General features: G+C 50.1%; 19 protein-coding genes. 6 read left to right on the top strand and 13 right to left on the bottom strand.

Translation table 11 applies throughout. The features are described from left to right. Nucleotides 1–257: 257 nt before the first annotated feature. Nucleotides 258–854 carry an SLATT domain-containing protein gene (locus tag ACJJIR_RS05155; RefSeq protein ID WP_444907538.1) on the top strand — a complete coding sequence of 199 codons (597 nt, stop codon included), beginning with the start codon at nucleotides 258–260 and terminating at the stop codon, nucleotides 852–854. Between the two features lie 74 nt (nucleotides 855–928). Continuing rightward, nucleotides 929–1,429 carry a TrmH family RNA methyltransferase gene (locus ACJJIR_RS05150; RefSeq protein ID WP_444907537.1) on the top strand — a complete coding sequence of 167 codons (501 nt, stop codon included), beginning with the start codon at nucleotides 929–931 and terminating at the stop codon, nucleotides 1,427–1,429. On the opposite strand, the gene ACJJIR_RS05145 is transcribed toward ACJJIR_RS05150, so the two are convergent. From ACJJIR_RS05145 to purL, 3 genes are all read right to left on the bottom strand, one after another. After that, nucleotides 1,426–2,310, bottom strand: coding sequence for an aldo/keto reductase (locus tag ACJJIR_RS05145; RefSeq protein ID WP_444907536.1), 885 nt, complete (start codon nucleotides 2,308–2,310; stop codon nucleotides 1,426–1,428). The genes ACJJIR_RS05150 and ACJJIR_RS05145 overlap by 4 nt on opposite strands. A gap of 203 nt (nucleotides 2,311–2,513) precedes the next feature. Next, on the bottom strand, nucleotides 2,514–2,837 hold the full coding sequence (locus ACJJIR_RS05140; RefSeq protein ID WP_282933807.1) for a TfoX/Sxy family protein: 324 nt from the start codon (nucleotides 2,835–2,837) through the stop codon (nucleotides 2,514–2,516). Between the two features lie 394 nt (nucleotides 2,838–3,231). Beyond that, the gene (purL, locus tag ACJJIR_RS05135) at nucleotides 3,232–7,098 is read right to left on the bottom strand and encodes a phosphoribosylformylglycinamidine synthase (protein WP_444907535.1); all 3,867 of its coding nucleotides are present in this window, start codon (nucleotides 7,096–7,098) and stop codon (nucleotides 3,232–3,234) included. Nucleotides 7,099–7,511: 413 nt separating this feature from the next. Between purL and mltF the strand changes: the two genes are divergently transcribed. Together mltF and ACJJIR_RS05125 are read left to right on the top strand one after the other, a co-directional pair. After that, the gene (gene mltF, locus ACJJIR_RS05130) at nucleotides 7,512–8,990 is read left to right on the top strand and encodes a membrane-bound lytic murein transglycosylase MltF (RefSeq protein WP_413662975.1); all 1,479 of its coding nucleotides are present in this window, start codon (nucleotides 7,512–7,514) and stop codon (nucleotides 8,988–8,990) included. Nucleotides 8,991–9,084: 94 nt separating this feature from the next. Beyond that, nucleotides 9,085–9,489 carry a hypothetical protein gene (locus tag ACJJIR_RS05125; RefSeq protein WP_444907534.1) on the top strand — a complete coding sequence of 135 codons (405 nt, stop codon included), beginning with the start codon at nucleotides 9,085–9,087 and terminating at the stop codon, nucleotides 9,487–9,489. 25 nt (nucleotides 9,490–9,514) lie between these two features. Here ACJJIR_RS05125 and ACJJIR_RS05120 read toward each other — a convergent pair whose 3' ends face one another. From ACJJIR_RS05120 to mtnP, 6 genes are read right to left on the bottom strand one after another with little or no spacing between them, the layout of a single operon-like run. Further along, nucleotides 9,515–10,168 carry a TIGR04282 family arsenosugar biosynthesis glycosyltransferase gene (locus ACJJIR_RS05120; protein WP_444907533.1) on the bottom strand — a complete coding sequence of 218 codons (654 nt, stop codon included), beginning with the start codon at nucleotides 10,166–10,168 and terminating at the stop codon, nucleotides 9,515–9,517. Then, a complete protein-coding gene (locus tag ACJJIR_RS05115; RefSeq protein ID WP_444907532.1) occupies nucleotides 10,161–10,835 on the bottom strand; it encodes a TIGR04283 family arsenosugar biosynthesis glycosyltransferase in 675 nt (224 codons plus the stop codon). The genes ACJJIR_RS05120 and ACJJIR_RS05115 overlap by 8 nt, the downstream gene beginning before the upstream one ends. Further along, entirely contained in the window at nucleotides 10,835–12,310 is a 1,476-nt protein-coding gene (locus tag ACJJIR_RS05110; protein WP_444907531.1) for a dihydrolipoyl dehydrogenase family protein, read from the bottom strand. The genes ACJJIR_RS05115 and ACJJIR_RS05110 overlap by 1 nt, the downstream gene beginning before the upstream one ends. Nucleotides 12,311–12,317: 7 nt before the next feature. Next, on the bottom strand, nucleotides 12,318–13,001 hold the full coding sequence (locus ACJJIR_RS05105; protein ID WP_444907530.1) for a TVP38/TMEM64 family protein: 684 nt from the start codon (nucleotides 12,999–13,001) through the stop codon (nucleotides 12,318–12,320). Between the two features lie 32 nt (nucleotides 13,002–13,033). Next, nucleotides 13,034–13,981 (bottom strand): arsenosugar biosynthesis radical SAM (seleno)protein ArsS, encoded by a 948-nt coding sequence (gene arsS / locus ACJJIR_RS05100; protein ID WP_444907529.1) that lies wholly within the window; start codon nucleotides 13,979–13,981, stop codon nucleotides 13,034–13,036. Between the two features lie 5 nt (nucleotides 13,982–13,986). Beyond that, entirely contained in the window at nucleotides 13,987–14,886 is a 900-nt protein-coding gene (gene mtnP / locus ACJJIR_RS05095) for an S-methyl-5'-thioadenosine phosphorylase (RefSeq protein WP_444907528.1), read from the bottom strand. Between the two features lie 254 nt (nucleotides 14,887–15,140). Here mtnP and ACJJIR_RS05090 point away from each other — a divergent pair, with 254 nt between their 5' ends. Together ACJJIR_RS05090 and ACJJIR_RS05085 are read left to right on the top strand one after the other, a co-directional pair. Continuing rightward, nucleotides 15,141–15,707, top strand: coding sequence for a DUF2239 family protein (locus ACJJIR_RS05090; protein ID WP_413662983.1), 567 nt, complete (start codon nucleotides 15,141–15,143; stop codon nucleotides 15,705–15,707). A 12-nt stretch (nucleotides 15,708–15,719) separates the two neighbouring features. Further along, nucleotides 15,720–17,105 (top strand): MATE family efflux transporter, encoded by a 1,386-nt coding sequence (locus ACJJIR_RS05085; protein WP_444907527.1) that lies wholly within the window; start codon nucleotides 15,720–15,722, stop codon nucleotides 17,103–17,105. Nucleotides 17,106–17,219: 114 nt separating this feature from the next. Here the strand turns inward: ACJJIR_RS05085 and ACJJIR_RS05080 are convergent, their stop codons facing one another. The 4 genes from ACJJIR_RS05080 to lpdA form a co-directional block, all read right to left on the bottom strand. After that, on the bottom strand, nucleotides 17,220–17,939 hold the full coding sequence (locus tag ACJJIR_RS05080; protein ID WP_413662985.1) for a M12 family metallopeptidase: 720 nt from the start codon (nucleotides 17,937–17,939) through the stop codon (nucleotides 17,220–17,222). Between the two features lie 479 nt (nucleotides 17,940–18,418). Continuing rightward, nucleotides 18,419–19,291, bottom strand: a complete 873-nt coding sequence (gene sucD / locus ACJJIR_RS05075; protein WP_108734154.1) for a succinate--CoA ligase subunit alpha — start codon at nucleotides 19,289–19,291, stop codon at nucleotides 18,419–18,421. Between the two features lie 2 nt (nucleotides 19,292–19,293). Continuing rightward, nucleotides 19,294–20,460 carry an ADP-forming succinate--CoA ligase subunit beta gene (gene sucC, locus ACJJIR_RS05070; protein ID WP_282933818.1) on the bottom strand — a complete coding sequence of 389 codons (1,167 nt, stop codon included), beginning with the start codon at nucleotides 20,458–20,460 and terminating at the stop codon, nucleotides 19,294–19,296. Between the two features lie 161 nt (nucleotides 20,461–20,621). Beyond that, nucleotides 20,622–22,064, bottom strand: coding sequence for a dihydrolipoyl dehydrogenase (gene lpdA, locus ACJJIR_RS05065; RefSeq protein WP_282933819.1), 1,443 nt, complete (start codon nucleotides 22,062–22,064; stop codon nucleotides 20,622–20,624). Between the last annotated feature and the right edge of the window lie 9 nt (nucleotides 22,065–22,073).

The following is a 22,073-nucleotide window of genomic DNA, read 5'->3' as shown; positions in this document are numbered from 1 at the left end:
CCCTCATGGAATTGGGTGTTACACCGTTGAATCCCTTAAATAGCTGATGTTCAGTGATCAAATAGCAATCTATGTAACTGAAGGCATTTCGAGCAGCAAGGGTATGCAATCACTTACGCGAACCCCAAAATATGGACATACCTGACTATCAAGACTGAAAAACTAGCCCTTTGTACCATCACTTTTGTACATCTCGCTGGCATCCGTCAAACTATCGCCCACAATAGCTAGTAGTAGAATGAGGGCGGAAAGGAATCATGAGCAATATACCCAACACTGTGGAAGTCCTGGAGAAGCTCCGCTGGAATGCCCACCTGTGCAAACACAGCCACTTCCGAGCCTCCATGAAGGGGCGCAATTTGCATGTGCTTTGCGGGGTGCCCATCGTTGTCGTCAACCTGTTCCTCGGTTCGCTTTTCTTCTCCCTGATCAATGCAGAGCTGCCTGATTGGACCAAGTGGAGTGGTGCGGCGCTGGCCCTGCTGGCCGCGCTATTGGGCGGCGTGCAAACTTTCTTCAATTTTAAGAAAAACTATGAGGGACATCGGCAGGTAGGCAACGAGTACCTGGCAATCGCCAGGGAGTGCGAGCGGCTGATCGCCCTTTACTTCGACGATATCCTGGATCTTGAGCATCTATCCAAGAAGATCTCAGAACTGAATACACGCTACAGTGAAATCAACCAGCGAGCGGAAGAGTTTATTGTCTCAGATAAGGTATACAGGCAAGCGGTGCATATCCAGAATCAAAAGGCCAACCGGGAGCCCTCTCTGGTAGAGCAGATGCGTAATCGCCAGGCCACTGCGCAAAGAGTCGCCGAGGAGGCTCTCGAAATCGCAGAGAGCAGTCACTAACTCCCCCATCAATACCGCAACATTATCCTGGGGAAGTGGAAACTTCCCTACTTCCTATAGTAACAAATCGAAAAATGCAGACAGATCACAGTAGTCATCAACCCAGTAAAAACACTTACCCATTATGCTATTTAGCCACCGATATCGGCACACCGAGCAATGTCGGCGGCCTATTTCGTATCGCCGATGCACTCGGCGTAGAGAAAATTTATTTAACCGGTGAAAGCCTGGTTCCACCTAATTCCAAAATTCGAAAAGTTTCCCGGTCTACAGAAAAGTACGTTCCCTACGAATATCACTCATCTGCAGTCAATATCGCGCAAACCTTAAAAAATAAGGGCTATCGATTAATTTGTCTGGAGATTGCCTCAAACAGCGTCGAACTCAAAGATACCCCCGTTTCCAAAGGGGATAAAATATGTTTGGTATTGGGCTCTGAAAAGGATGGAGTTACCCCTGAACTCCTTGAACTGGCAGATGCTGTGGTACACATACCTATGCAGGGTATCAATTCCTCAATGAATGTTACTTCCGCCTGCGCTATAGCGACCTATGCTTTGTTGGAAAAAATTTAATCGGGCACTTTGACCATTATATTTTTCTGATTAACATAATCGGGATCACCGCCCAACCTTTTATTGCAGTTCAATCCATTAATTGCCTGGATCTCCGCATTGCTCAAATTAAAATCAGATATTAAGAAGTTATTGCGTATGTGATCCAGGCTTTCCGCCTTGGGAATAACTATGCGATGCTGCTGGATATTCCACTTAAGGATAACCTGCCCCGAAGTCACCCCATGATTATTCGCAATGTCCACAATTACTGGATCTATGAGAGGTTTTTCATGAGCCTCGACACCGCTCCATGTAGATCCCGACCCCAAAGGAGACCAGCTGCAAATCGCAATTTTATGGAACTGGCAATAATCTACTAAAGGCTGCTGAGTAAAATAGGGATGCAGTTCAATTTGATTACAAACAGGGCGCACTTCCGAGAAAGTCGCCAGTTGTTCAATATCAGATTTACGAAAGTTTGACACCCCCAGGGCCCGCACTTTTTTCTGCTGGTAAAGCGCCTCCATTGCACCCCAGGTCTCCCGGGTATAGGCCGGCATGGGCCAATGGATCAGATATAGGTCCAGGTATTCCAGCTGCAAACGCTCTAGGCTACGGGCAAATGCATCGTGAGTTTTATTGGTTCCCTGCTCCGTATCCCAAACTTTACTGGTAATAAAAAGCTCTTCCCTCGCTAGGCCGGATTCTTTGATCGCTCTTCCCAGAGCTCGCTCATTTCCATAGACCGATCCTGTGTCAAAATGACGATATCCCACTGACATGGCTTTCAAGATAACTTCTGTTACATACTCATCATCCTGCTGCCAGCTGCCAATCGCAGCCATTCCCATGCCGAGCTGAGGTATCTCTACACCGTTATTCAATTCGAGAAAATACATAATCAATATCCTTTCAGACTACTGAGCGGTAAATCAGCAAGGACCAAGAGGGAATAGAACCGGGGTCACATTTATTTCGCTGAGTGTAGGCCGTACAGAAGTCAACGCGTAGAAAACAGCGAACTCACGCCAACTCCTGACTGCTAATCACTCACCATGCAATAAAAAGAAACTAATTTGCTAAGTTCAGTGAATATAAGCGATTATTTTGGAGGAAGTGAGCCCGCAAATACCGCTCCACGACTGACCCAGTTATCCAAATCCTCTGCGACAGCATCTTCTTCCACATACACCATGCCTTTTAAGGGGCGCCCGGTGTAATCCATAGGCCGGGTATAGCGTTCGGCCAACGCAGTTTGATACTCATCAGGCCCAACCCGGACCATCAACTCCTCTCCAACAACCCCACAGGCCATATTGCCATTCAACATAAAAGCGAGACCTCCAAACATCTGCTTTTCACTGAGGCCTTCATTTCCCTGAAGTAATTTGCGCACTTTTTCAGCCAGAGTTTCGCTGTACGCCATAGTTTTCTCCTTAATCACTTTTACCAGGCAGGAATACCCCCTCAGAAACTGCTTTTTTCTGAAAAGGTTAAAAACGATGAAATTTGAAAAGAATCGAGCGGAATTAAATGTGAACCCTAATCCCAGCAAGACATTGGATGGAGCAATGAGCAAGTAAACTGCAAATACAACAGATAACTGCACCATAGCAAAAACGTTATTTCGAATAATCGTTTAAGTATAGCAGTAGCTGAAGTTTCTACTTTAAGGAAGGGAAAAAATACGCCAGGAAATGAAAGGGCTGAAAAAAATTACAGAAATATTTCTATATTTGCTAAAGATTGTGGTGACCTGAAACGGCCACCACAATCTTTACGTGTACCTCGGCAGGCAAAAACCGAGGGAATGACTTGTCTTAGTCGACAAACACCCGCGCGTTACGGAACAAGCGCATCCAGCCGGAATCTTCTTTCCACTCATCTGGATGCCAGCTATTGCTGACAGCTCGAGCAACACGCTCAGGATGCGGCATCATAATAGTCACGCGGCCATCCTCAGAACTCAGAGAGGTAATACCATTTACCGAGCCGTTGGGGTTGGCCGGATAAGTTTGGGTAATTTCCCCTTTGTTATTCAGGTAGCGCATCGCGATAGTGCCGGAAGCTTCACACTTCTCGAGCGCCTGCTGGTCAGCAAACTCCACTCGCCCCTCACCATGAGCAACGGCAACCGGCATGTAAGTACCCGCCATACCTTTAAACAACACGGAAGGTGAGTCTTCAATGCCTACCAGTGCGAAGCGCGCTTCATACTGCTCAGAGAGGTTGCGCACAAAGCGCGGCCAGTGATCCGCACCTGGAATCAGCTCTTTGATCACTGAGAACATCTGGCAACCGTTACACACCCCCAAGCCGAAGGTATCGTTGCGATTGAAGAAGCCCTCAAACTGGTCGCGGGCACGATCGTTAAACAGGATGGTTTTAGCCCATCCCTCACCGGCACCCAGTACGTCGCCATAAGAGAAGCCACCACAGCCCACCAAGCCTTTGAACTCATCCAACGCTACACGGCCAGACAGGATGTCACTCATATGTACGTCGACAGCGTTAAAGCCAGCGCGGTAGAAAGAGTGCGCCATTTCCACTTGGCTATTCACACCCTGCTCTCGCAGTACAGCAACTTTCGGGCGAACACCTTTAGCGATATAGGGTGCGCTGATATCGTCGTTGATATCGAAAGTGAGGTTTACTGTCAGGCCCGGGTCTTCTTTGGCAATTGCAGCGAATTCCTGCTCGGCACACTCGGCGTTATCACGCAGGGACTGGATACGATAGCTGGTTTCCGACCAGATCTGCTGCAATTCAGCACGGGAGCGCTTGAAGATTTCAACACCGTTATTAGTGATGCACAGGTGTTCGTTATTGTTCAGGTAACCGATCTTGTGGGTGGGTACACCCACAGCGGCAAAGCGCTGTACCAACATATCCGCTTCACAGGCGGGAACCTGCAATACCGCACCCAGCTCTTCACTGAACAGCGCCGCAATCGGGTCTTCACCCAATTCGTAGATTTCCACATCCATACCCACGCGGCCGGCAAAGCCCATTTCCGCCAGGGTTGTAAACAGACCGCCGTCAGCGCGGTCGTGGTAGGCCATGATCAGGTCTTCATTCAGAGCCTGCTGTACCACCTCGAAGAAACCTTTCAGTTTCTTGGCATCGTCCAGGTCTGCGGGCTTGTCACCCAGCTCGTTGTAGACCTGCGCCAGACAGGAGCCGCCCAAGCGATTTTTGCCGGCCCCCAGATCGATAAACAGTAACTCACTTTCACCTTTATCGGTGCGCAGCTGCGGTGTCACTGTCTTGCGGACATCAGTTACCGGAGCAAAGGCAGAAATTACCAGAGACAGCGGTGCAGTAACCGATTTCTGCTCGCCCTCTTCCTCCCAGGCAGTGCGCATAGACATGGAGTCTTTGCCCACCGGGATGGTAATGCCCAATTCAGGACACAACTCCATACCCACCGCTTCTACGGTTCGATAAAGTTTTTCCTCTTCACCCGGATGGCCCGCTGCACACATCCAGTTGGCGGAGAGTTTGATATCGGACAGTTGCTTCACTGGAGTACAGGCGATATTGGTAATTGCCTCACCCACTGCCAGGCGGCCCGAGGCCGGTGCATCCAGCAATGCCACCGGGGTGCGCTCACCCATAGACATGGCTTCGCCGGCGTAGCTGTCATAGGCAACGGTAGTTACCGCGCAATCAGCCACCGGCACCTGCCAGGGACCGACCATCTGATCGCGGGAAACCTGACCGGTTACAGTGCGGTCACCGATAGTGATCAGGAAGCTCTTGCTAGCAACTGTGGGCAGGCGCAGCACCCGCTCAGCCGCTTCATTCAGGTCGATATCTACTGTGGAAAATGCCTTACTTTCCACCTGGCGAGTTTCTGCTTCACGGTGCATGCGCGGCGGCTTGCCGAACAACACCGACATCGGCAGGTCTACAGGCTTGGATTCAAACTTCTTGTCATTTAACAGCAAGTGCTTGTCTTCGGTAGCTTCACCGACAACGGCGTAAGGCGCGCGCTCACGCTCACAGATTTGCTCGAAGCGCTCCAGGTCTTCCGGCATCACTGCCAATACATAGCGTTCCTGGGATTCGTTACACCAGATTTCCAGCGGGCTCATACCCGGCTCATCACAGGGCACATTGCGCAGTTCAAAATTACCGCCGGTACCGCCATCTTTCACCAACTCGGGGAAAGCATTGGACAAACCGCCCGCACCCACATCGTGGATAAAGGCAATGGGGTTGCTCTCACCCAACTGCCAGCACTGGTCGATCACCTCTTGGCAGCGACGCTCGATTTCCGGGTTTTGGCGCTGTACTGAAGCGAAATCCAGATCTTCAGAGCTGGAGCCGCTGGCCATACTGGAGGCTGCACCACCACCGAGGCCAATCAACATCGCCGGGCCACCCAGCACTACCAGTTTGGCGCCAGGGGAAAACTCGGGCTTGTCTACATGCTCTTCGCGGATATTGCCGTAACCACCAGCCAACATGATCGGCTTGTGATAGCCGCGACGCTCGCCATCGAAATTTTCTTCAAAGGTACGGAAGTAACCGCAGATATTCGGGCGGCCAAACTCATTGTTAAATGCTGCACCACCGATCGGGCCTTCGATCATAATATCCAGAGCGGTAACAATACGCTCAGGCTTGCCATAGTTGGCTTCCCAAGGCTGCTCCCAGCCGGGAATGCGCAAGTTGGAAACCGTAAAACCGGTCAGGCCCACTTTTGGTTTGGAGCCACGGCCAACTGCACCTTCATCACGAATTTCACCACCGGCCCCGGTACCAGCACCGGAGAAAGGAGCAATCGCGGTAGGGTGATTGTGGGTTTCCACTTTCATCAGCAGATGAATGGCTTCAGTGCTGAAACCGTATTCCTTGCTGTCAGGATCCGGGTAGAAACGCCCCGCTTCGCTACCAGTAACGACGGCTGCATTATCCGCATAGGCGGACAACACATTGTCCCCCCCCTTCTGGTAGGTATTCTTGATCATGCCGAACAGGGAGTGCGGCATTTCTTCGCCGTCGATGGTCCAGGAGGCATTGAAGATCTTGTGGCGGCAGTGCTCGGAGTTTGCCTGGGCAAACATCATCAGCTCTACATCTGTGGGATTGCGCTCCAGCTCTTGGAAACTGGTGAGCAGGTAATCAATCTCATCCTCAGCCAAGGCCAAGCCCAAGGTGACATTGGCATCTTCCAGAGCTTCGCGACCGCCCTCGAGAATATCCACACCGCGCAACGGGCGCGGCGCTTCTTCCACAAATAATTGCTCAGCTTGAGCAAAATCGGTGAATACCGCTTCAACCATACGATCGTGTAAGCGGGAGGCCAGCACAAGGCGTTCAGCTTCAGTTAACTCGACACCGGTAACGTAGTAGGCGATGCCACGCTCCAGGCGATGAACTTTGTTCAGGCCAGTGTTATGAGCAATGTCAGTAGCCTTGGAAGACCAGGGAGAAATTGTGCCCGGACGCGGCACTACCAGGATCAACTCGCCTTTCGGCTCGTGCTTTTCCTCGGTTGGGCCGTATTGGAGCAGTCGCTCCAGCAGGGCCATCTCCTGGTTATCCAGTGAGTCGCTGTCTGCAAAGTGAACGAACTCAGCGTAGAGATCGTCGATGGTCGGTTGCAGCGCGCGCAGTTGATTGAGCAGGTTTTTATGGCGGAATTTCGACAGTGCAGGAGCACCACGCAGAACTAACATTGCGGGAGATAGCCTCTTGTCTAAATGAGAAAGATTGCGCGAATGGGATTTCGCACAAGGCCCCGGAAATTTGAGAGGCGCAATTGTACCTGAAGCATCGCCACTCCAACACACCCGCCCGACACTTGGGTACACATGAACTAATTAGTAACCTGAATGTTCAAAAGAGCAGCAAGCTTGTCTGTAAATATACCAACTTTGTATCAAAGTCAGGTTCGCCTACCTAAGTCTGTAATGCTTTGCAAGCGTGCAGATCACAGTGTTCAAAAGACAAACTGGGCAGATTGTCGTCAAATAATGTAAAATTGGCGGACTGCGTCAAATTTTGCCCTCGTATTTGAGAGCGAAATCGACATACAGGGCCTTAGGCACAACAGCAAAAAAACCAACGGACTAGCTAGAGAGGACAGCCTATGATGATGAAAAGCCGTATGCTGCGCTACGTCCGCCGTGTGTGCAAAGGGATCGCCTTATCCTGCTGCGCCTCCCTGCTGGTTGCCAGTAAAGCACCGAATACACTCGAGCGTGTCAAAGCCACCGGTGAATTGGTTGTCCTGTCACAAAACGGCCCCACCACTTATTACGAAGACGCCTCCGGCAACCCGACGGGCTTTGAATACGGCATGCTGCGTGCATTTGCTGAGGAGCTGGGGGTGAAATTGGTAATTCGCGACGTGCACGATCTGGACGAAATGTTCGATCAGCTGCGCGACCCGGAGGGTGGTGCGCACTTCGCGGCTGCCGGCCTCACGGTAACTCCAGAGCGTCGCGAACAAGTCCGCTTTACCCCATCCTATTTTGAGATTCGCCAACAGGTTATCTACCGAGTTGGCGAACAGCGGCCGCGCAAAACTAGCGATCTCGAAGGAAAAAAGGTCGCCGTCATTGCCGGTAGTGCTCACGCAGAAGAAATGAAGAAACTCTCCACCCGCTATACCGAGTTGGATTGGGAGGAAGTCTCCGACGTGGACGCCATGGAATTGGTGGAGATGGTGCAGGAAGGAAAATACAATTATGCAATTGTGGATTCCAACGCTTACGCAGTTCACCGCGGCCTTTACCCAAACACTGCAGTTGCGTTCAACCTCACCCAATTCCAACCGGTTTCCTGGGCCTTCCCACAAAGTGATGACGACAGCCTATATCGCAGTGCACGCCGCTTTATGTTGCGCGCCAATACCAATGGCATGATTGCCCAGTTGCGGGAAGAATTTTTCGGCCACGTCAGCGACCTAAATGTGGGCGGCGCCAAAGCCTTTGCCAAGCGCAGCCGCGAGCGCCTGCCCCAGTGGCGCGGCACCATGCAAAAGGTTGCCGACCAATATGACCTCGACTGGCACTTACTCGCAGCCCTCAGCTACCAGGAATCCTATTGGAATCCGCGTGCCCGCTCTCGCACCGGTGTACGCGGCCTGATGATGCTGACTCTGAACACCGCAAAAGATCTCGGTGTAAACCGCCTAAACCCCGAAGAGAGCATTGAGGGTGGTGCCCGCTATATCGTACAAATCCGCAACAAACTGCCGGATCGCATTCGCGAGCCCGACAGAACCTGGATGGCACTGGCTGCCTACAACGTAGGCTATGGCCACCTTGAGGATGCCCGGGTACTGACAGAACGAATGGGCGGCAATCCAGATCTTTGGCCCGATGTGCGCGAACACCTGCCCCTTCTGGCCAAGCGTCAGTATTACAAGACCACCAAACACGGCTATGCCCGAGGCTGGGAACCGGTGACTTATGTACAGAATATCCGCCACTATCAAGCCCTTCTGAGCTGGAGTAGCCGCATTGAGGAACAACGACTGGCCGCAGCCAATGATGAAAACGGCGGGATCCTTGCTGAGAACAGCGCAGTGAATTCCGAAGCCAGCGCCGCCCCCGCTCTCTAATCCCCCTCTAGGCCAGCTTAGCCTGGCCGAAGAAAGCCCCAAATATCTCCACCTTAATCTATATTCATCTGGTCCCGGTTGGAGTGCCTGAGCGATGGATAATCCAGATACGGTAAGAGAGATCGAGCAGTTTATTGACTACCTCGTGCAGGCCGGGGTGTACTGCAGAGAAGACGAACTGGAAAGTGTCTACCACCGGGAAATGGAGGTCTTCATACTAGATCCTTCGGACCGGGTCACGGTGGCAGACAAAACGGCCTTCATCAATATGTTTAAAGCCAAGCGTGACGCGGGTGAACTACCTCTCAACGACTGGAAAAAAATTCACCGCATAGTGGCAAATGAAAACAGTGCTTTAGTAATCTTCTCGCGAAAAAACAATTTGGCTGGCCAGGAGCAACTGTTAAAACTGGCGATAGATTTGGTGTATGAAAATGGGCGCTGGCAGGTCACGAGGGAAGTTATATTCCTAGAGCCAGCACTTCCTGGTTCAAGCTAGAAATACTCCTTACTCTCAATTGCTTTTAATCTGCTTCCCGAAAATCTGCCAGATTCATCGAAAGAGCTCTAGGTAAAAACTGCAAATCCTCAGGTTCATCAATATCCGCAAGCACATCCAATTGCTGACAGCGCATATCACATTCCAGTAATCGCTCCAGGGTTTGCTGGGCAACGACTTCAGTACTCCAACATATATCTTCAAACAAGCGAGAATGCAGGTACTTCAAGCCCAACAGGGTGTAGCCACCATCATTTGCGGGATACATAACAGAGTCCGTGTGCACTAGCGCCACAGCTGCGGCTCGGAGTCTTTCTGCATTTAATGCCGGACAATCTGTCCCCAATAAAAAGAGCCCCTGGCCAGCGGCATAAGAACTTTTCGCAGCCCGCCACAAGCGCTGACCGAGATCACCTTCTGACTGGCTGTATAGCTTTACCCCCTGAGGCAACTTGAACTCCTGCCAAAAAGGGTGCCTGGAGTTAGGCGCAACATGCAGCTCGACAGGGCCCAGATTCGCCTTAACCGCTTCTGCCAATGTATCCTGCAATAACTGTAATGCGAGAGCGGCTGCGCCCTTCTCTCCCAAAGTAGGAATTAGCCGAGTTTTTGCATACCCTGGCAACGGAGCCTTAGCCATCACTACAAGACGCATGGGCGGCAATAGAAAACTACTCATAGCGTTTTGCCAAACTCTCTGCTGATACGCCCCGCCAGTAATCAAAACGCAATCGCCACATCAATAAAATGGTTCTCAATACGCCGTACTTTTCCCAGCGACGCCCTGAGGTTTCTACTTTTTCACGAGAACAATAGGGCCAGTAATAACTGCGCAAACGGCGACTCAGCTCAATATCTTCCATCAACGGCTGCGCAGGGAATCCACCGATAGTTTCGAACAAACCACGGCGCACAAAAATGGCCTGATCCCCTGTAGCAATACCACTAAAACGAGAGCGTAAATTAACTAAAGTCGCAATCAAGGGAAACCAAAAACTGTGTCCGACAATTTGAATATTAAAACGCCCCCAGTGGGCATTCTCCTTTTCGAGGTTTGTGATGGACTTGAGGGCATCTGCGGGTAGACGGCTATCGGCATGCAAAAACACTAACCACTGACCTTTAGCCATTAACGCACCGGCATTCATCTGAACCGCCCTACCCCGAGTGGCGTGGACCAGCTGCAAACCAGACTGCTCTAGGGTCTCAACACTACCATCGGTACTGCCGCCGTCTACGACAATAACCTCACAATCTTCCTGCACGCTCAATTGCTGCAAGTGCTCCAGTAAAGAGGCTATGTGTTCCTTTTCATTTAATAGAGGAACTATCACACTGAATTGCATTAGTTGCGCCTCCAGCGGTTAAAAACCTCTAAGAAACGTAAAATAGCTGCTGGTGCGTGAGCACGTTTCCAATTGCCCGCGACAAATTTATTGGCTTCACTCATGGTCGGATAGATATGGATGGTTGAGAGAATTTTATTCAACCCCAACCCATGCTTCATCGCTAAAATAAACTCCGCAATTAATTCTGCAGCATTTTCCCCAACAATAGAAACACCTAGTATTTTATCTTTTCCCGGCACCGTAAGGACTTTGACAAATCCTCGCCGCGCACCATCGACTATAGCTCGGTCCAAATGCTCGATATCATAGCGGGTTATCTCGTAATTCACTCCCTGCTCACTAGCAGTTTTTTCAGAAAGGCCTACAGTCGCCACTTCCGGATCGACAAATACAGCACTGGGAACCAGAGAGTAGTCTACGGCAAATTTTTTAATGTCACCGAAAAGGGCATTTACCGCTGCATACCAAGCTTGGTGTGAGGCCATATGGGTAAATTGGTATGGCCCTGCCACATCCCCAGCTGCAAGGATATGTGGATAGCGAGTTCGCAGGTAGCCATCAAGTTTCAACCTGCCATTATCCAGCAAGTCCAGGTTCTCGAGACCTTCGTCGGTTACTTTCGCCTTTCTGCCGAGAGCTAGTATCACCTCATCAAACTCGAGCTTAACCCTATCGCCCTTATTTTCTACAATGAGTATGCCTCCTTCTCGATCAGGAACACCTTCAAACTCAACAGCTTCGTGGTCTGTCAAAATTTTAACGCCATCCAGAGTAAGCGCCTCAGCGACGGCCGCAGATACTTCAGCATCCAACTCCAATAATATAGTGTCGGACCTCTCCACCAGAACCACTTCCGAACCCAACCTGGCCATGGCTTGTGCCAGCTCACAACCAATAGCTCCCCCACCCAGTAATACCAGCCTGTGGGGAGGGGTTTTTAACTGAGAAAACCGCTCCCATAAAGTATCACTGGTGAGGTAATTCACTTGATCGAGCCCAGGAAAAGGCGGAACACTCGGCTCGGCGCCAGTGGCTAGTACAATAGCCCTTGCCGTCAGGGTTTTCTCCCCTCCACTATTTAATTGGGTTTTAACTGTCCAGGGATCGATAAGCTCTGCAGTTCCCTTGAGCACTTCAACCCCCAGCTCGTTATAGCGCTCCACACTATCATTGGGTTCAATAGTTTTAATCGACTCCCTGATATGTTGCATAACCCGGGGAAAATTAATTGTTGGCTCATGGAGTACAACCCCAAACTCGCCCGCACATCTTGCCCTATGGGCCTGTCGCGCACACATAATCAATGCTTTACTGGGTACACAGCCGGTATTGAGACAATCTCCCCCCATTTTACCTGCTTCGATCAAAGTGACTTTTGCTTTTATCGCCGCAGAGATGTAAGCCGTAACCAGGCCCGCCGCACCACCACCAACGACAATTAAGTTACGATCAAACTTCTTAGGTTTCTGCATAATTAGATCATCCAGCCTGACGCCTGCGCTTAAGCCAGTTGAGCGCATATTTTGCAATTAAGGGAAATACACCCAAGAGAACAAAAGATAACAACAGTGGTAAAGATAAAATATCCTTGAGATTTTCCACTCTCATCAATTGAGTTCCCGCGTTTACGTAAACTATCGTACCCGCCAGCATCCCAAGCTGGCTAACCCAATAGAAAGTCCAGACTTTAATATGGGTGAGCCCCATCAGGATATTAATTAGGAAAAAAGGGAAAGCCGGCACCAATCGCAGCGCAAAAAGGTAAAATGCCCCCTCCCGCTCAATTCCCTTATTGACGACTTGAAGCCGCTCTGAGAAGCGCCCCTGAATATAGTCTCGAAATAAATATCGAGCCATTAAAAAGGCCAGGGTGGCACCGATACTGGAAGCAAAAGAAACGATTACAGTACCCCAGAAAAGACCGAACAATGCGCCGGCTGCAATAGTTAGAATTGCTGCCCCGGGAAGTGATAAGCCAGTCACCAAAATATAGAAGACCAGAAACAAAAATCCGACTAAAAGCGGCGACGACATCTGCCAGCGCTTAAAGTCCTCCGCTCCATCCTTTAACTTTTCCAGGCTCAACCAGTGGTGCAGATCAAGCACGTAGAAAGCCACCACCAATACAACAATGGCGGCTACCAGCAGGATTTTTTTACTCATCGTTTTCAGGTTCCATCCGCCATAACAAAAAGCTAGAGAGCCCCACCACAACTACTGCCCTGCCCGGCTGTACAACCGTAACAGTGATCTGCAACGCAAATTGCCGCCCCCTTCAGATCCACCTCGATTAAATCTCGCAAATGTAATCGGCCAGGAATAGGCATGTTGAGTTGTTGGTTAAAATCACAATCAAATAGGTTTCCCTGCCAATCGACACTAACCAAGCTGCGACACATAACATCAGCAAGATTATCCGCACTGTAACTGTCTTTGAGTAGCGTCATATAATCGTGAAACTGCCCCCTGGAAACCAACATGGAACCAAAACGCTTGATTGGCATATTGGCGAGAGCGAACAAATGATTAAATTTAATAGAGAAGTGGTTCGCCAACTCTCTTCGATAGTCCGCCTCCAAAGCACTTTGCTCCGGGGGTAAAAAGGGTCCCAGGGGGTTATAGACCAAGTTGAGTTCTAAGCCACTGCCAGGCTTGCCATAGCCCAATGCATTTAATTTTTGTAGCGCCGCAATGCTCTTATCGAATACCCCTTTACCTCGTTGCTGATCGACATTATCGATTGAGTAACACGGCAGGGAGGCAACGACCTCAACCTGGTTTTCAGCGAGGAATTCTGCGGTATCTTCCTGGCCCGGCTCAAAAAGAACTGTCAGGTTGCAGCGATCTATTACATGCACTCCGCGCGCTCGCGCCCCTCTTACAAGGGATCGAAAGCCCCAGTGCAATTCCGGGGCCCCACCAGTCACATCCAGCACACGGGGTTTACGGACCGTGAGAACTTCCAATAACAGCGCCAAATTTTCGTCCGACATCATCTCGGTTCGATTAGGCCCAGCATTGACGTGGCAGTGTAAACAGCGCTGATTACAACGGTAACCAATATTGACCTGCAAGGTCTCAATGGCCCCCCGGTGCAGAGAGGGAAAGTCCGATAGTTCCAGCAGGGGTAAGGTCTCACGCATCGATATCACTGCTCCATTTCTTCAAGCTCTGGTTCTGTCGGAGCAAGCAGTGGTTTTATTACAGCTTGTGTTTCCTCAGGCATAGCTTCGAGGGGAGTCACCAGACCGCTCAACAGTGCTGTATGAGCGGAGGACTCCGGTTGCTCAGCGCCTAAAATACGTATGGCTTCCATCGCAATCTGCTGCGCGCGCGTGGCATTTTGTTGAAGATTCGCAATCGCTACCTCTGCGGTTACTGCCTCCTCACGAGGGTGCCAACAATCATAGTCAGTAGCCATGGCCAGCGTGGCGTAAGCAATTTGTGCCTCCCGGGCCAACTTGGCCTCAGGCATATTGGTCATGCCGATAACCGACGCCCCCATACTTCGATACCAGTGGGACTCGGCACGGGTGGAAAACTGGGGGCCCTCGATACAGATATAACTGCCACCCCGGTGTAACTCAATTGGCTGCTCTGCCTGGGTCAGCGTGAAAGCACGCGCCAAACTATCAGTGACAGCAGAGCATACAGGGTCGGCCATGGACACATGGGCAACCGCACCATCTCCAAAAAAGGTACTCTGCCGCCGGCGAGTCATATCAATGAACTGATCGGGGATTAACATATCCAGTGGCCGTACTTCTTCCTGTAGGGAGCCCACAGCCGAGAGAGACAGGATGTAGCACACGCCGAGCTGGCGCAGGGCATGGATATTTGCCTGATAAGGCACTTGGGAGGGGATCAGGTGATGATTGCGACCATGACGGGCCAGGAAAGCTACTGGCACACCTGAGAGCTTACCGCAGACAATGGCGTCCGAAGTCCTGCCAAAGGGAGTGTCGATATGGACCTCCTCCACCTCAGTCAGCCCCGGCATATCGTAAAGACCACTTCCTCCAATCACCCCAATCAATGCCCTGGTCATATTCGCTCCTAAACAGTTGGTTTTCGGCAGTATAGGAGTGCTCGCTGACCGTGTATATCACTCATAAATGAGCAGCTATTAACCACCGAACGCCAGCAGGAAAGCGGGCAAGCACAGCCAGAAAAACTCATTCTTTATTAATGCCGCTTCGAATATCGCCATTCGGCAGAAAATTACACTTGCAGGTTAACTAACCGACGAATTATATTTACCCGGATAAAAATATTTAACCCGGGTAAATAAGGAGCAAAACTTTGAGCACCGACTATATCGCTATCGATCAGCAACAGATCATCGCCCGAGGGACACTGGAAGTCGTTATTCGCCAAGTGAAAAATATGGGCGCAAACCATGAACCCATTGTTTTCGAGGCCCAAAGCTGTAAACGGGTTGAAGTGGATTGGCATGGAGACACGGAGGAGGTATTGGCAGTATCAGCTGTAGATACCGCGACTCACAAAGCCAAGCGCGGACGTCCCAAATTAGGAGTTATTCCCAGGGAGATTACCCTGCTTCCCCGCCACTGGGAGTGGCTGAGTCAGCAGCCCGGCGGTGCCTCCGTCACACTTCGTAAGCTGGTTGAGCAGGCACAAAAACAGGTTTCTCCTGAAGAGCGGATCACCCGCAAACAACAGGAACTGGATAAGTTCATGTTGTTAGTTGCAGGGGATACTCCAGGCTTCGAGGAAGCCAGTCGTGCTCTGTATAGGAACAGTAGGATCAGCTTTAAAAAAGCCATCCACTCATGGCCGAGTGATCTCAAAAAGCTAGTATTCAGTAAATTTGAAGAGATTGCAGAGATGCATAGCGGCAAACTTTAAAACGGACTTACTATGAGTGAACAACAAGACAATATATTTGTTAGTGGGGACTTGCTGCCGGTTTTCTTTAAAACGGCTGCGCCTATTATTCTAATAATGCTGGTAAACGGTTCTTTTACTTTATTGGATGCCTACTTCCTGGGGGAGTATGTAGGAGCCGAGGCACTAGCTGCAGTGACTTTGACCTTTCCAGTGTTTATGTTTCTGATAGCACTTTCTTCATTGATTTCCAGTGGATATTCGAGTGTCCAGGCCAGATTACTTGGTGCAAGGGATATAGATAAAGCGAAGAAGGCCTTCTCTCAAGCCATTACACTAGCACTAATTGTTTGCATTTTATTAATATTGCTTTTTTTAGCTGGAGGCAAACAATTAACATTATTGATTGCCAATGGCTCGGTAGACCTTGCAGAGATGGGGTACACCTATTTAACAATATTGATATTTCTTTCACCAACGCTATTTATCTGCTCAGTGAATTCCGACACTTTACGATGCGAAGGGCGATTATCTCTAATGGCCGTGGTTTCCCTATCATCGGTTATGCTCAACATTATTTTCAATTATATTTTTATCGCCCACCTGGATATGGGTGTGGCTGGCTCTGCCTATGGCACCGCCCTGGCACAGGCAATTGCCCTTCTGATAATTGCAGGCTACCGTCATTACGGCCAACCAGTGATTGATATACAAATTATCCGACTCTCGATTAAACGGAATTTCTGGCCTGAGTACCTGTCTTTAGGCCTCCCATCCAGCTTGAGCTACATCGGTATATCACTCACATCTATCGCTGTAATTTTCAGTATCCAGGCCTGGAGCAGTACCAACTATGATACAACGGTGGGGGCCTACGGCATTACTACCCGAATCATGACCTTTATTTTCCTGCCCCTTCTCGGATTAAGCCAGGCATTTCAAACCCTCGTAGGCAGTAACTTCGGTGCTAAAAGCTGGTCCCGTGCCGACAGCAGTATCAATCTAGCTTTGACAATAGCCTTTTCTTATTGCCTGGTATTACAGCTTGGCGTGCTATTACTAAAAGACACTTTGGGAACCCTGTTCGTCAGCGACCCGCAAATTATTGCAGAGGTTGCACGTATCCTGCCGATGATGACGCTTGTCTACTTTTTGGCGGGACCATTGAAGATGATCAGCACATTTTTCCAGGCCATTGGTGACGCCAAACGTGCCGCTATTCTCGGGGTGACAAAAACCTATATTTTTGTACTGCCATTAATTTTGATTTTACCGTTGATGTTTGGTGAAGTGGGGATCTGGTATGCAGGACCAGTTGCAGAACTGATGCTGCTTATTTTAACAGTTTTTGTACTTTATCACCGTAGTCGCAACCAGGGGAATAAATATGGTTTATACACTTCCCGGGTATCTGCTTAAGTAAATTCTTTGCCGAAATTCGTGGCTGCTGATTACCTCGCTTAAAAATTCACTTAAGATTTATAAATTGAAGGGAGTCTTTGACTCCCTTTTTAGAGTTACGCCTCCCGCCCCTTAGCCCAAGGGGCCAGCAAAAGAATGGGGCAAGGTCTGACGATTGCCATCATAAAGATATGAAAGCATATCCAGATCCCCAGCACTGGGATTCCAGGTAGAACTATTCACCTGATTGGCCGATATTTTACAGCCTCCCTCACGAGTGTTTTTTACAATCCCCAGTGCCCTTGCCTGGTCGTCATACATCATGATGGAGTTTCCATCAAAAGCAGAATTGTGTGTTAAAAACCTGGTGAGGGTTTGCACCCGAGTTTGCTGCTGCAGGGAGTCCAGTGTGTTCTTCACTGACAGAGGGGCGTCGGCACGCATGTGTTCGTGGGCCAAACCCAGTGTATGACCGATCTCATGGGGAAGGGAGGCAATCGCTGCTCTATTAGTTTTCCAATCTACACCACAATATTGATCGGTTTTATTGGTAAACCCTACCGTCGCACTACTGCGGTCGTCCTTAATTGTAACCACTCCACGGCCTGCCGCTCCAACCTGCAGGAACTTAATCGCTGCAAATCTGAACTTTCGATAAATGCAAATTTCCCAATGAGACATAGCCTTTTTTACCGAATTAACATAACCGGAATCTAAATTGGAGGGCACATAATATTTCACCACACCATTCGGCCAAACCCCACCTACCTCTTCATTCCTATCCAAAGAAAATCCACCAAAGTCTATCTTATAGGATATTTTTCGAATATTTTTATCTATAGCTAGCCCCATGCTGACGCACCTCCTGAAAAGTTATTTTCGCTGCCATAACGAGAACCAACACTGCCGCACCAAATTCGGCAAGTCAAAATTCACCCGACAGAAATAGAAAACAAAAAGAGGGAAGAGATCACAAAAAACCTTTCCCAAACACCCAAACCAAAATCGATTCCTGTAATAAAAAATATTCAAATATTTTCAGCAAGCAACCAAAAGAACTAGGAACCACAAGAAAAGCCTTACAAAACGCAGACTTACGTGACCTATAGATAGAAGTACAAAAATGAAGAGAGAATGAAAATCAACTTTCAGCGATAAAAAGAAAACTTAACAACAGATAAAACTGTAAACACCATGAAAATGTAAAGATAGGTAAAACTATTTACTGGAGGAGCCCAGCGCAACTCTGCCTAATCTGACCCGACTTTATACAACCATAAAAAAAGCCACCCAATGGGTGGCTTTTTTGAAAACTAAAAGTTGGCAATTACTTACCAGCCAGTAATTTCCTTCAGAGCGTCGCCGATCTGAGCCAGGGAGCGCACGGTTTTAACACCAGCGTCTTCCAGAGCAGCAAATTTCTCATCGGCGGTGCCTTTACCACCAGAGATGATCGCGCCCGCGTGACCCATACGCTTGCCGGGAGGAGCAGTTACACCAGCGATGTAGGAAACTACAGGCTTGGTAACATTTTCCTTGATGTAAGCAGCTGCTTCTTCTTCAGCAGTGCCACCGATCTCACCGATCATAACGATTGCTTCGGTCTGCGGATCGTTCTGGAACATTTCCAGGATATCGATGAAGTTGGAACCCGGGATGGGGTCGCCACCGATGCCCACACAGGTGGACTGGCCGAAGCCGTAGTCGGTGGTTTGCTTAACCGCTTCATAGGTCAGGGTACCGGAACGGGAAACGATGCCCACTTTACCCGGCTTGTGGATGTGACCTGGCATAATACCGATCTTGCACTCACCCGGAGTGATAACACCCGGGCAGTTCGGGCCGATCAGGCGCACGCCCAGCTCGTCGCACTTCACTTTAGCGTCGAGCATATCCAGAGTCGGAATACCTTCGGTGATACAAACAATCAGCTTGATACCAGCGTTGGCCGCTTCCAGGATGGAATCCTTACAGAAAGGCGCAGGTACGTAGATTACGGAAGCTTCAGCGCCGGTCTTCTCTACCGCTTCTTTAACGGTGTCGAATACTGGCAGGCCCAGGTGAGTCTGGCCGCCTTTACCCGGAGTTACACCACCAACCATCTTGGTGCCGTAAGCAATCGCTTGCTCGGAGTGGAAAGTACCCTGGGAGCCGGTGAAGCCCTGGCAGATTACTTTAGTGTCTTTGTTAATCAATACTGACATGATTATTTACCCTCCGCAGCTTTAACCACTTGCTGAGCCGCATCGGTCAGACTGGTAGCCGCGATAATGTTCAGGCCACTGTCGCTCAGAACCTTGGCGCCCAGATCTGCGTTGTTACCTTCCAGGCGTACAACAACCGGTACTTTAACGCCAACTTCTTTTACTGCGCCCACAACGCCTTCGGCGATCATGTCACAGCGAACGATACCACCGAAGATGTTGATCAGTACGGCTTTTACGTTCTCGTCAGACAGGATGATCTTGAACGCTTCAACAACGCGCTCTTTGGTCGCGCCGCCGCCAACGTCCAGGAAGTTAGCTGGCTTGCCGCCGTGCAGGTTTACGATGTCCATGGTACCCATGGCCAGACCAGCACCGTTTACCATGCAGCCGATGTTGCCATCGAGAGCTACGTAGTTCAGGTCGAACTTGGCAGCGTGCGCTTCACGGGAATCTTCCTGGGAAGGATCGTGCATTTCGCGCAGGTCAGCGTGGCGGTACAGCGCGTTGCTGTCGATTACCACTTTGGCGTCCAGGCAGTGCAGGTTGCCTTCGGTGGTGATTACCAGCGGGTTGATTTCCAGCAGGGCCAGATCTTTTTCCTGGAACATTTTTGCCAGGCCGAGGAAGATCTTGGTGAACTGCTTAACCTGAGTCGGGTTCAGGCCCAGTTTGAAAGCCAGCTCGCGCGCTTGGTAAGGCTGAGCGCCTACCAGTGGATCGATGGTGGCTTTCAGGATTTTTTCTGGAGTCTCTTCCGCTACTTTCTCGATCTCAACGCCGCCTTCGGTGGAAGCCATGAAAACGATACGACGGGTGGAGCGGTCAACAACGGCGCCAAGGTACAGTTCTTGGTCGATGTCAGTGCAGCTTTCAACCAGGATACGGGAAACCGGCTGGCCATTTTCGTCTGTTTGATAAGTTACCAGACGCTCGCCCAGCCACTTCTTGGCAAACTCTTCAATCTCTGCCTTGGAATCTACCAGCTTTACACCGCCAGCCTTACCGCGGCCACCAGCGTGTACCTGGGCTTTTACTACCCACTTATCACCGCCAATTTCGTCAGCCGCTGCTGCTGCCGCTGCCGGGGTTTCCGCTGCAATGCCTTTGGAAACCGGCAATCCGTATTCCGCAAACAGTTGTTTGCCCTGATACTCATGCAAGTTCATAGTCAATACCAATTCACATATAAAATGTGTTTACTAATTGCAGATCACTCTGCACCTGAAAGAGAAATTTAAAATTTCCGTCGTTGCAAATTTCAAATTCCACAAATGAAACCGGGGCGCTAATTAATCAATAATTAGTGCCCCGAAATCGAAAAATATTCTTACTTGCGCTTCTTGCGATTTACGGTATGAATCGCATGGCCGTTCACGCCCAGCGCCGCTTCTTTCACAGTTTCGGAAAGAGTCGGGTGCGCAAATACCGTCATACCGATGTCTTCAGCACTGGAGCCGAATTCCATCGCGATCGCCACTTGCTGAACCAGGTCTGCGGCAGACGGGCCAACAATATGGGCACCCAGTACGCGGTCAGTTTCCGCGTGAGCAATGATTTTCACAAAGCCCTGGGTATCGTTGGCGGCCATAGCGCGGCCGTTGATAGCAAACGGGAAGCTGCCTACGTTGTAGGGCTCACCATCGGCCTTCACCTGCTCTTCGGTGCGGCCGACCGCAGCGATTTCCGGGTGAGTGTAAATAACGTTGGGGATCACGTCGTAGTTCATCATCGGCTTCTGGCCAGCGATGCGCTCGGCAACCACAACACCTTCTTCTGAGGCCTTGTGTGCCAGCATTGGGCCACGTACCACGTCACCAATCGCCCATACGCCCGGTGCAGAAGTCATGCACAGGTCGTTGACATAGATGAATCCACGCTCGTCCATCTTCACACCGGCATCTTCAGACAGAAGGCCCTCGGTGTAAGGACGACGACCAACGCAAACGATCAGCTTGTCGAAAGTTTCCTGGTGCTCTTTACCATCTTTGTCCTGGTAAGTAACAACCACTTCTTCGCCTTTCACTTCGGAGCCGGTTACGCGGCAAGCGAGGCGGATATCCAGGCCCTGCTTCTTGAAGATTTTCTGGGATTCCTTGGCAACCTGTTGGTCCATAATCGCCAGGAACTTGTCCATCGCTTCCAGAACAACCACTTCGGAGCCCAGGCGGTTCCATACAGAACCCAGCTCCAGACCGATAACACCGGCACCGATAACACCCAAACGCTTTGGAGTTTCAGCGAATTCCAGTGCACCGGTGGAATCGACAATAATTTTGTTGTCTACCGGAGCGGGCGGAATATTTACCGGTACAGAACCGGAAGCCAGAATGACATTTTCAGCTTCGTAGACGGTGCTGTTGCCTTCGTCGTCGGTTACTTCCACTTTCTTGTTCGCCAGCAGTTTGCCGGTGCCGAAAATGGAGGTCACTTTATTGGCGGTGAACAGACCTGCTACACCACCGGTCAGTTTCTTAACGATCTCGCCTTTGCGCTCGATCATCTTGCTCACATCCATCTTGACCTTGCCGACTTCAATGCCGTGCACGTCGAGAGCATCTTTGGCTTCGTGGTATTTCCAGGAGCTGTCCAGCAGTGCCTTGGAAGGAATACAGCCAACGTTCAGGCAGGTACCGCCATTTACGTATTTACCTTCCTTGTTTTTCCACTTTTCGATACAAGCCGTTTTCAAGCCCAACTGAGCGGCACGGATGGCAGCGACATAACCACCAGGACCGGAGCCAATTACGATTACGTCAAATTTTTCGGACATGATCAGTTC

The sequence above is a fragment of the Microbulbifer maximicatervae (SeqCode) genome (assembly GCF_052467385.1).
The sequence above is the reverse complement of the archived record's forward strand: the minus strand, read 5'-3'. Positions and strand labels throughout refer to the sequence as shown.

What these genes read in the sequence shown, in the direction of transcription:
- ACJJIR_RS05155 (WP_444907538.1), top strand. Translation starts at nt 258, where the DNA reads ATGAGCAATATACCCAACACTGTGGAAGTCCTGGAGAAGCTCCGCTGG.
- ACJJIR_RS05150 (WP_444907537.1), top strand. Translation starts at nt 929, where the DNA reads ATGCAGACAGATCACAGTAGTCATCAACCCAGTAAAAACACTTACCCA.
- ACJJIR_RS05145 (WP_444907536.1), bottom strand. Translation starts at nt 2,310, where the DNA reads ATGTATTTTCTCGAATTGAATAACGGTGTAGAGATACCTCAGCTCGGC.
- ACJJIR_RS05140 (WP_282933807.1), bottom strand. Translation starts at nt 2,837, where the DNA reads ATGGCGTACAGCGAAACTCTGGCTGAAAAAGTGCGCAAATTACTTCAG.
- purL (WP_444907535.1), bottom strand. Translation starts at nt 7,098, where the DNA reads ATGTTAGTTCTGCGTGGTGCTCCTGCACTGTCGAAATTCCGCCATAAA.
- mltF (WP_413662975.1), top strand. Translation starts at nt 7,512, where the DNA reads ATGATGATGAAAAGCCGTATGCTGCGCTACGTCCGCCGTGTGTGCAAA.
- ACJJIR_RS05125 (WP_444907534.1), top strand. Translation starts at nt 9,085, where the DNA reads ATGGATAATCCAGATACGGTAAGAGAGATCGAGCAGTTTATTGACTAC.
- ACJJIR_RS05120 (WP_444907533.1), bottom strand. Translation starts at nt 10,168, where the DNA reads ATGAGTAGTTTTCTATTGCCGCCCATGCGTCTTGTAGTGATGGCTAAG.
- ACJJIR_RS05115 (WP_444907532.1), bottom strand. Translation starts at nt 10,835, where the DNA reads ATGCAATTCAGTGTGATAGTTCCTCTATTAAATGAAAAGGAACACATA.
- ACJJIR_RS05110 (WP_444907531.1), bottom strand. Translation starts at nt 12,310, where the DNA reads ATGCAGAAACCTAAGAAGTTTGATCGTAACTTAATTGTCGTTGGTGGT.
- ACJJIR_RS05105 (WP_444907530.1), bottom strand. Translation starts at nt 13,001, where the DNA reads ATGAGTAAAAAAATCCTGCTGGTAGCCGCCATTGTTGTATTGGTGGTG.
- arsS (WP_444907529.1), bottom strand. Translation starts at nt 13,981, where the DNA reads ATGCGTGAGACCTTACCCCTGCTGGAACTATCGGACTTTCCCTCTCTG.
- mtnP (WP_444907528.1), bottom strand. Translation starts at nt 14,886, where the DNA reads ATGACCAGGGCATTGATTGGGGTGATTGGAGGAAGTGGTCTTTACGAT.
- ACJJIR_RS05085 (WP_444907527.1), top strand. Translation starts at nt 15,720, where the DNA reads ATGAGTGAACAACAAGACAATATATTTGTTAGTGGGGACTTGCTGCCG.
- ACJJIR_RS05080 (WP_413662985.1), bottom strand. Translation starts at nt 17,939, where the DNA reads ATGGGGCTAGCTATAGATAAAAATATTCGAAAAATATCCTATAAGATA.
- sucD (WP_108734154.1), bottom strand. Translation starts at nt 19,291, where the DNA reads ATGTCAGTATTGATTAACAAAGACACTAAAGTAATCTGCCAGGGCTTC.
- sucC (WP_282933818.1), bottom strand. Translation starts at nt 20,460, where the DNA reads ATGAACTTGCATGAGTATCAGGGCAAACAACTGTTTGCGGAATACGGA.
- lpdA (WP_282933819.1), bottom strand. Translation starts at nt 22,064, where the DNA reads ATGTCCGAAAAATTTGACGTAATCGTAATTGGCTCCGGTCCTGGTGGT.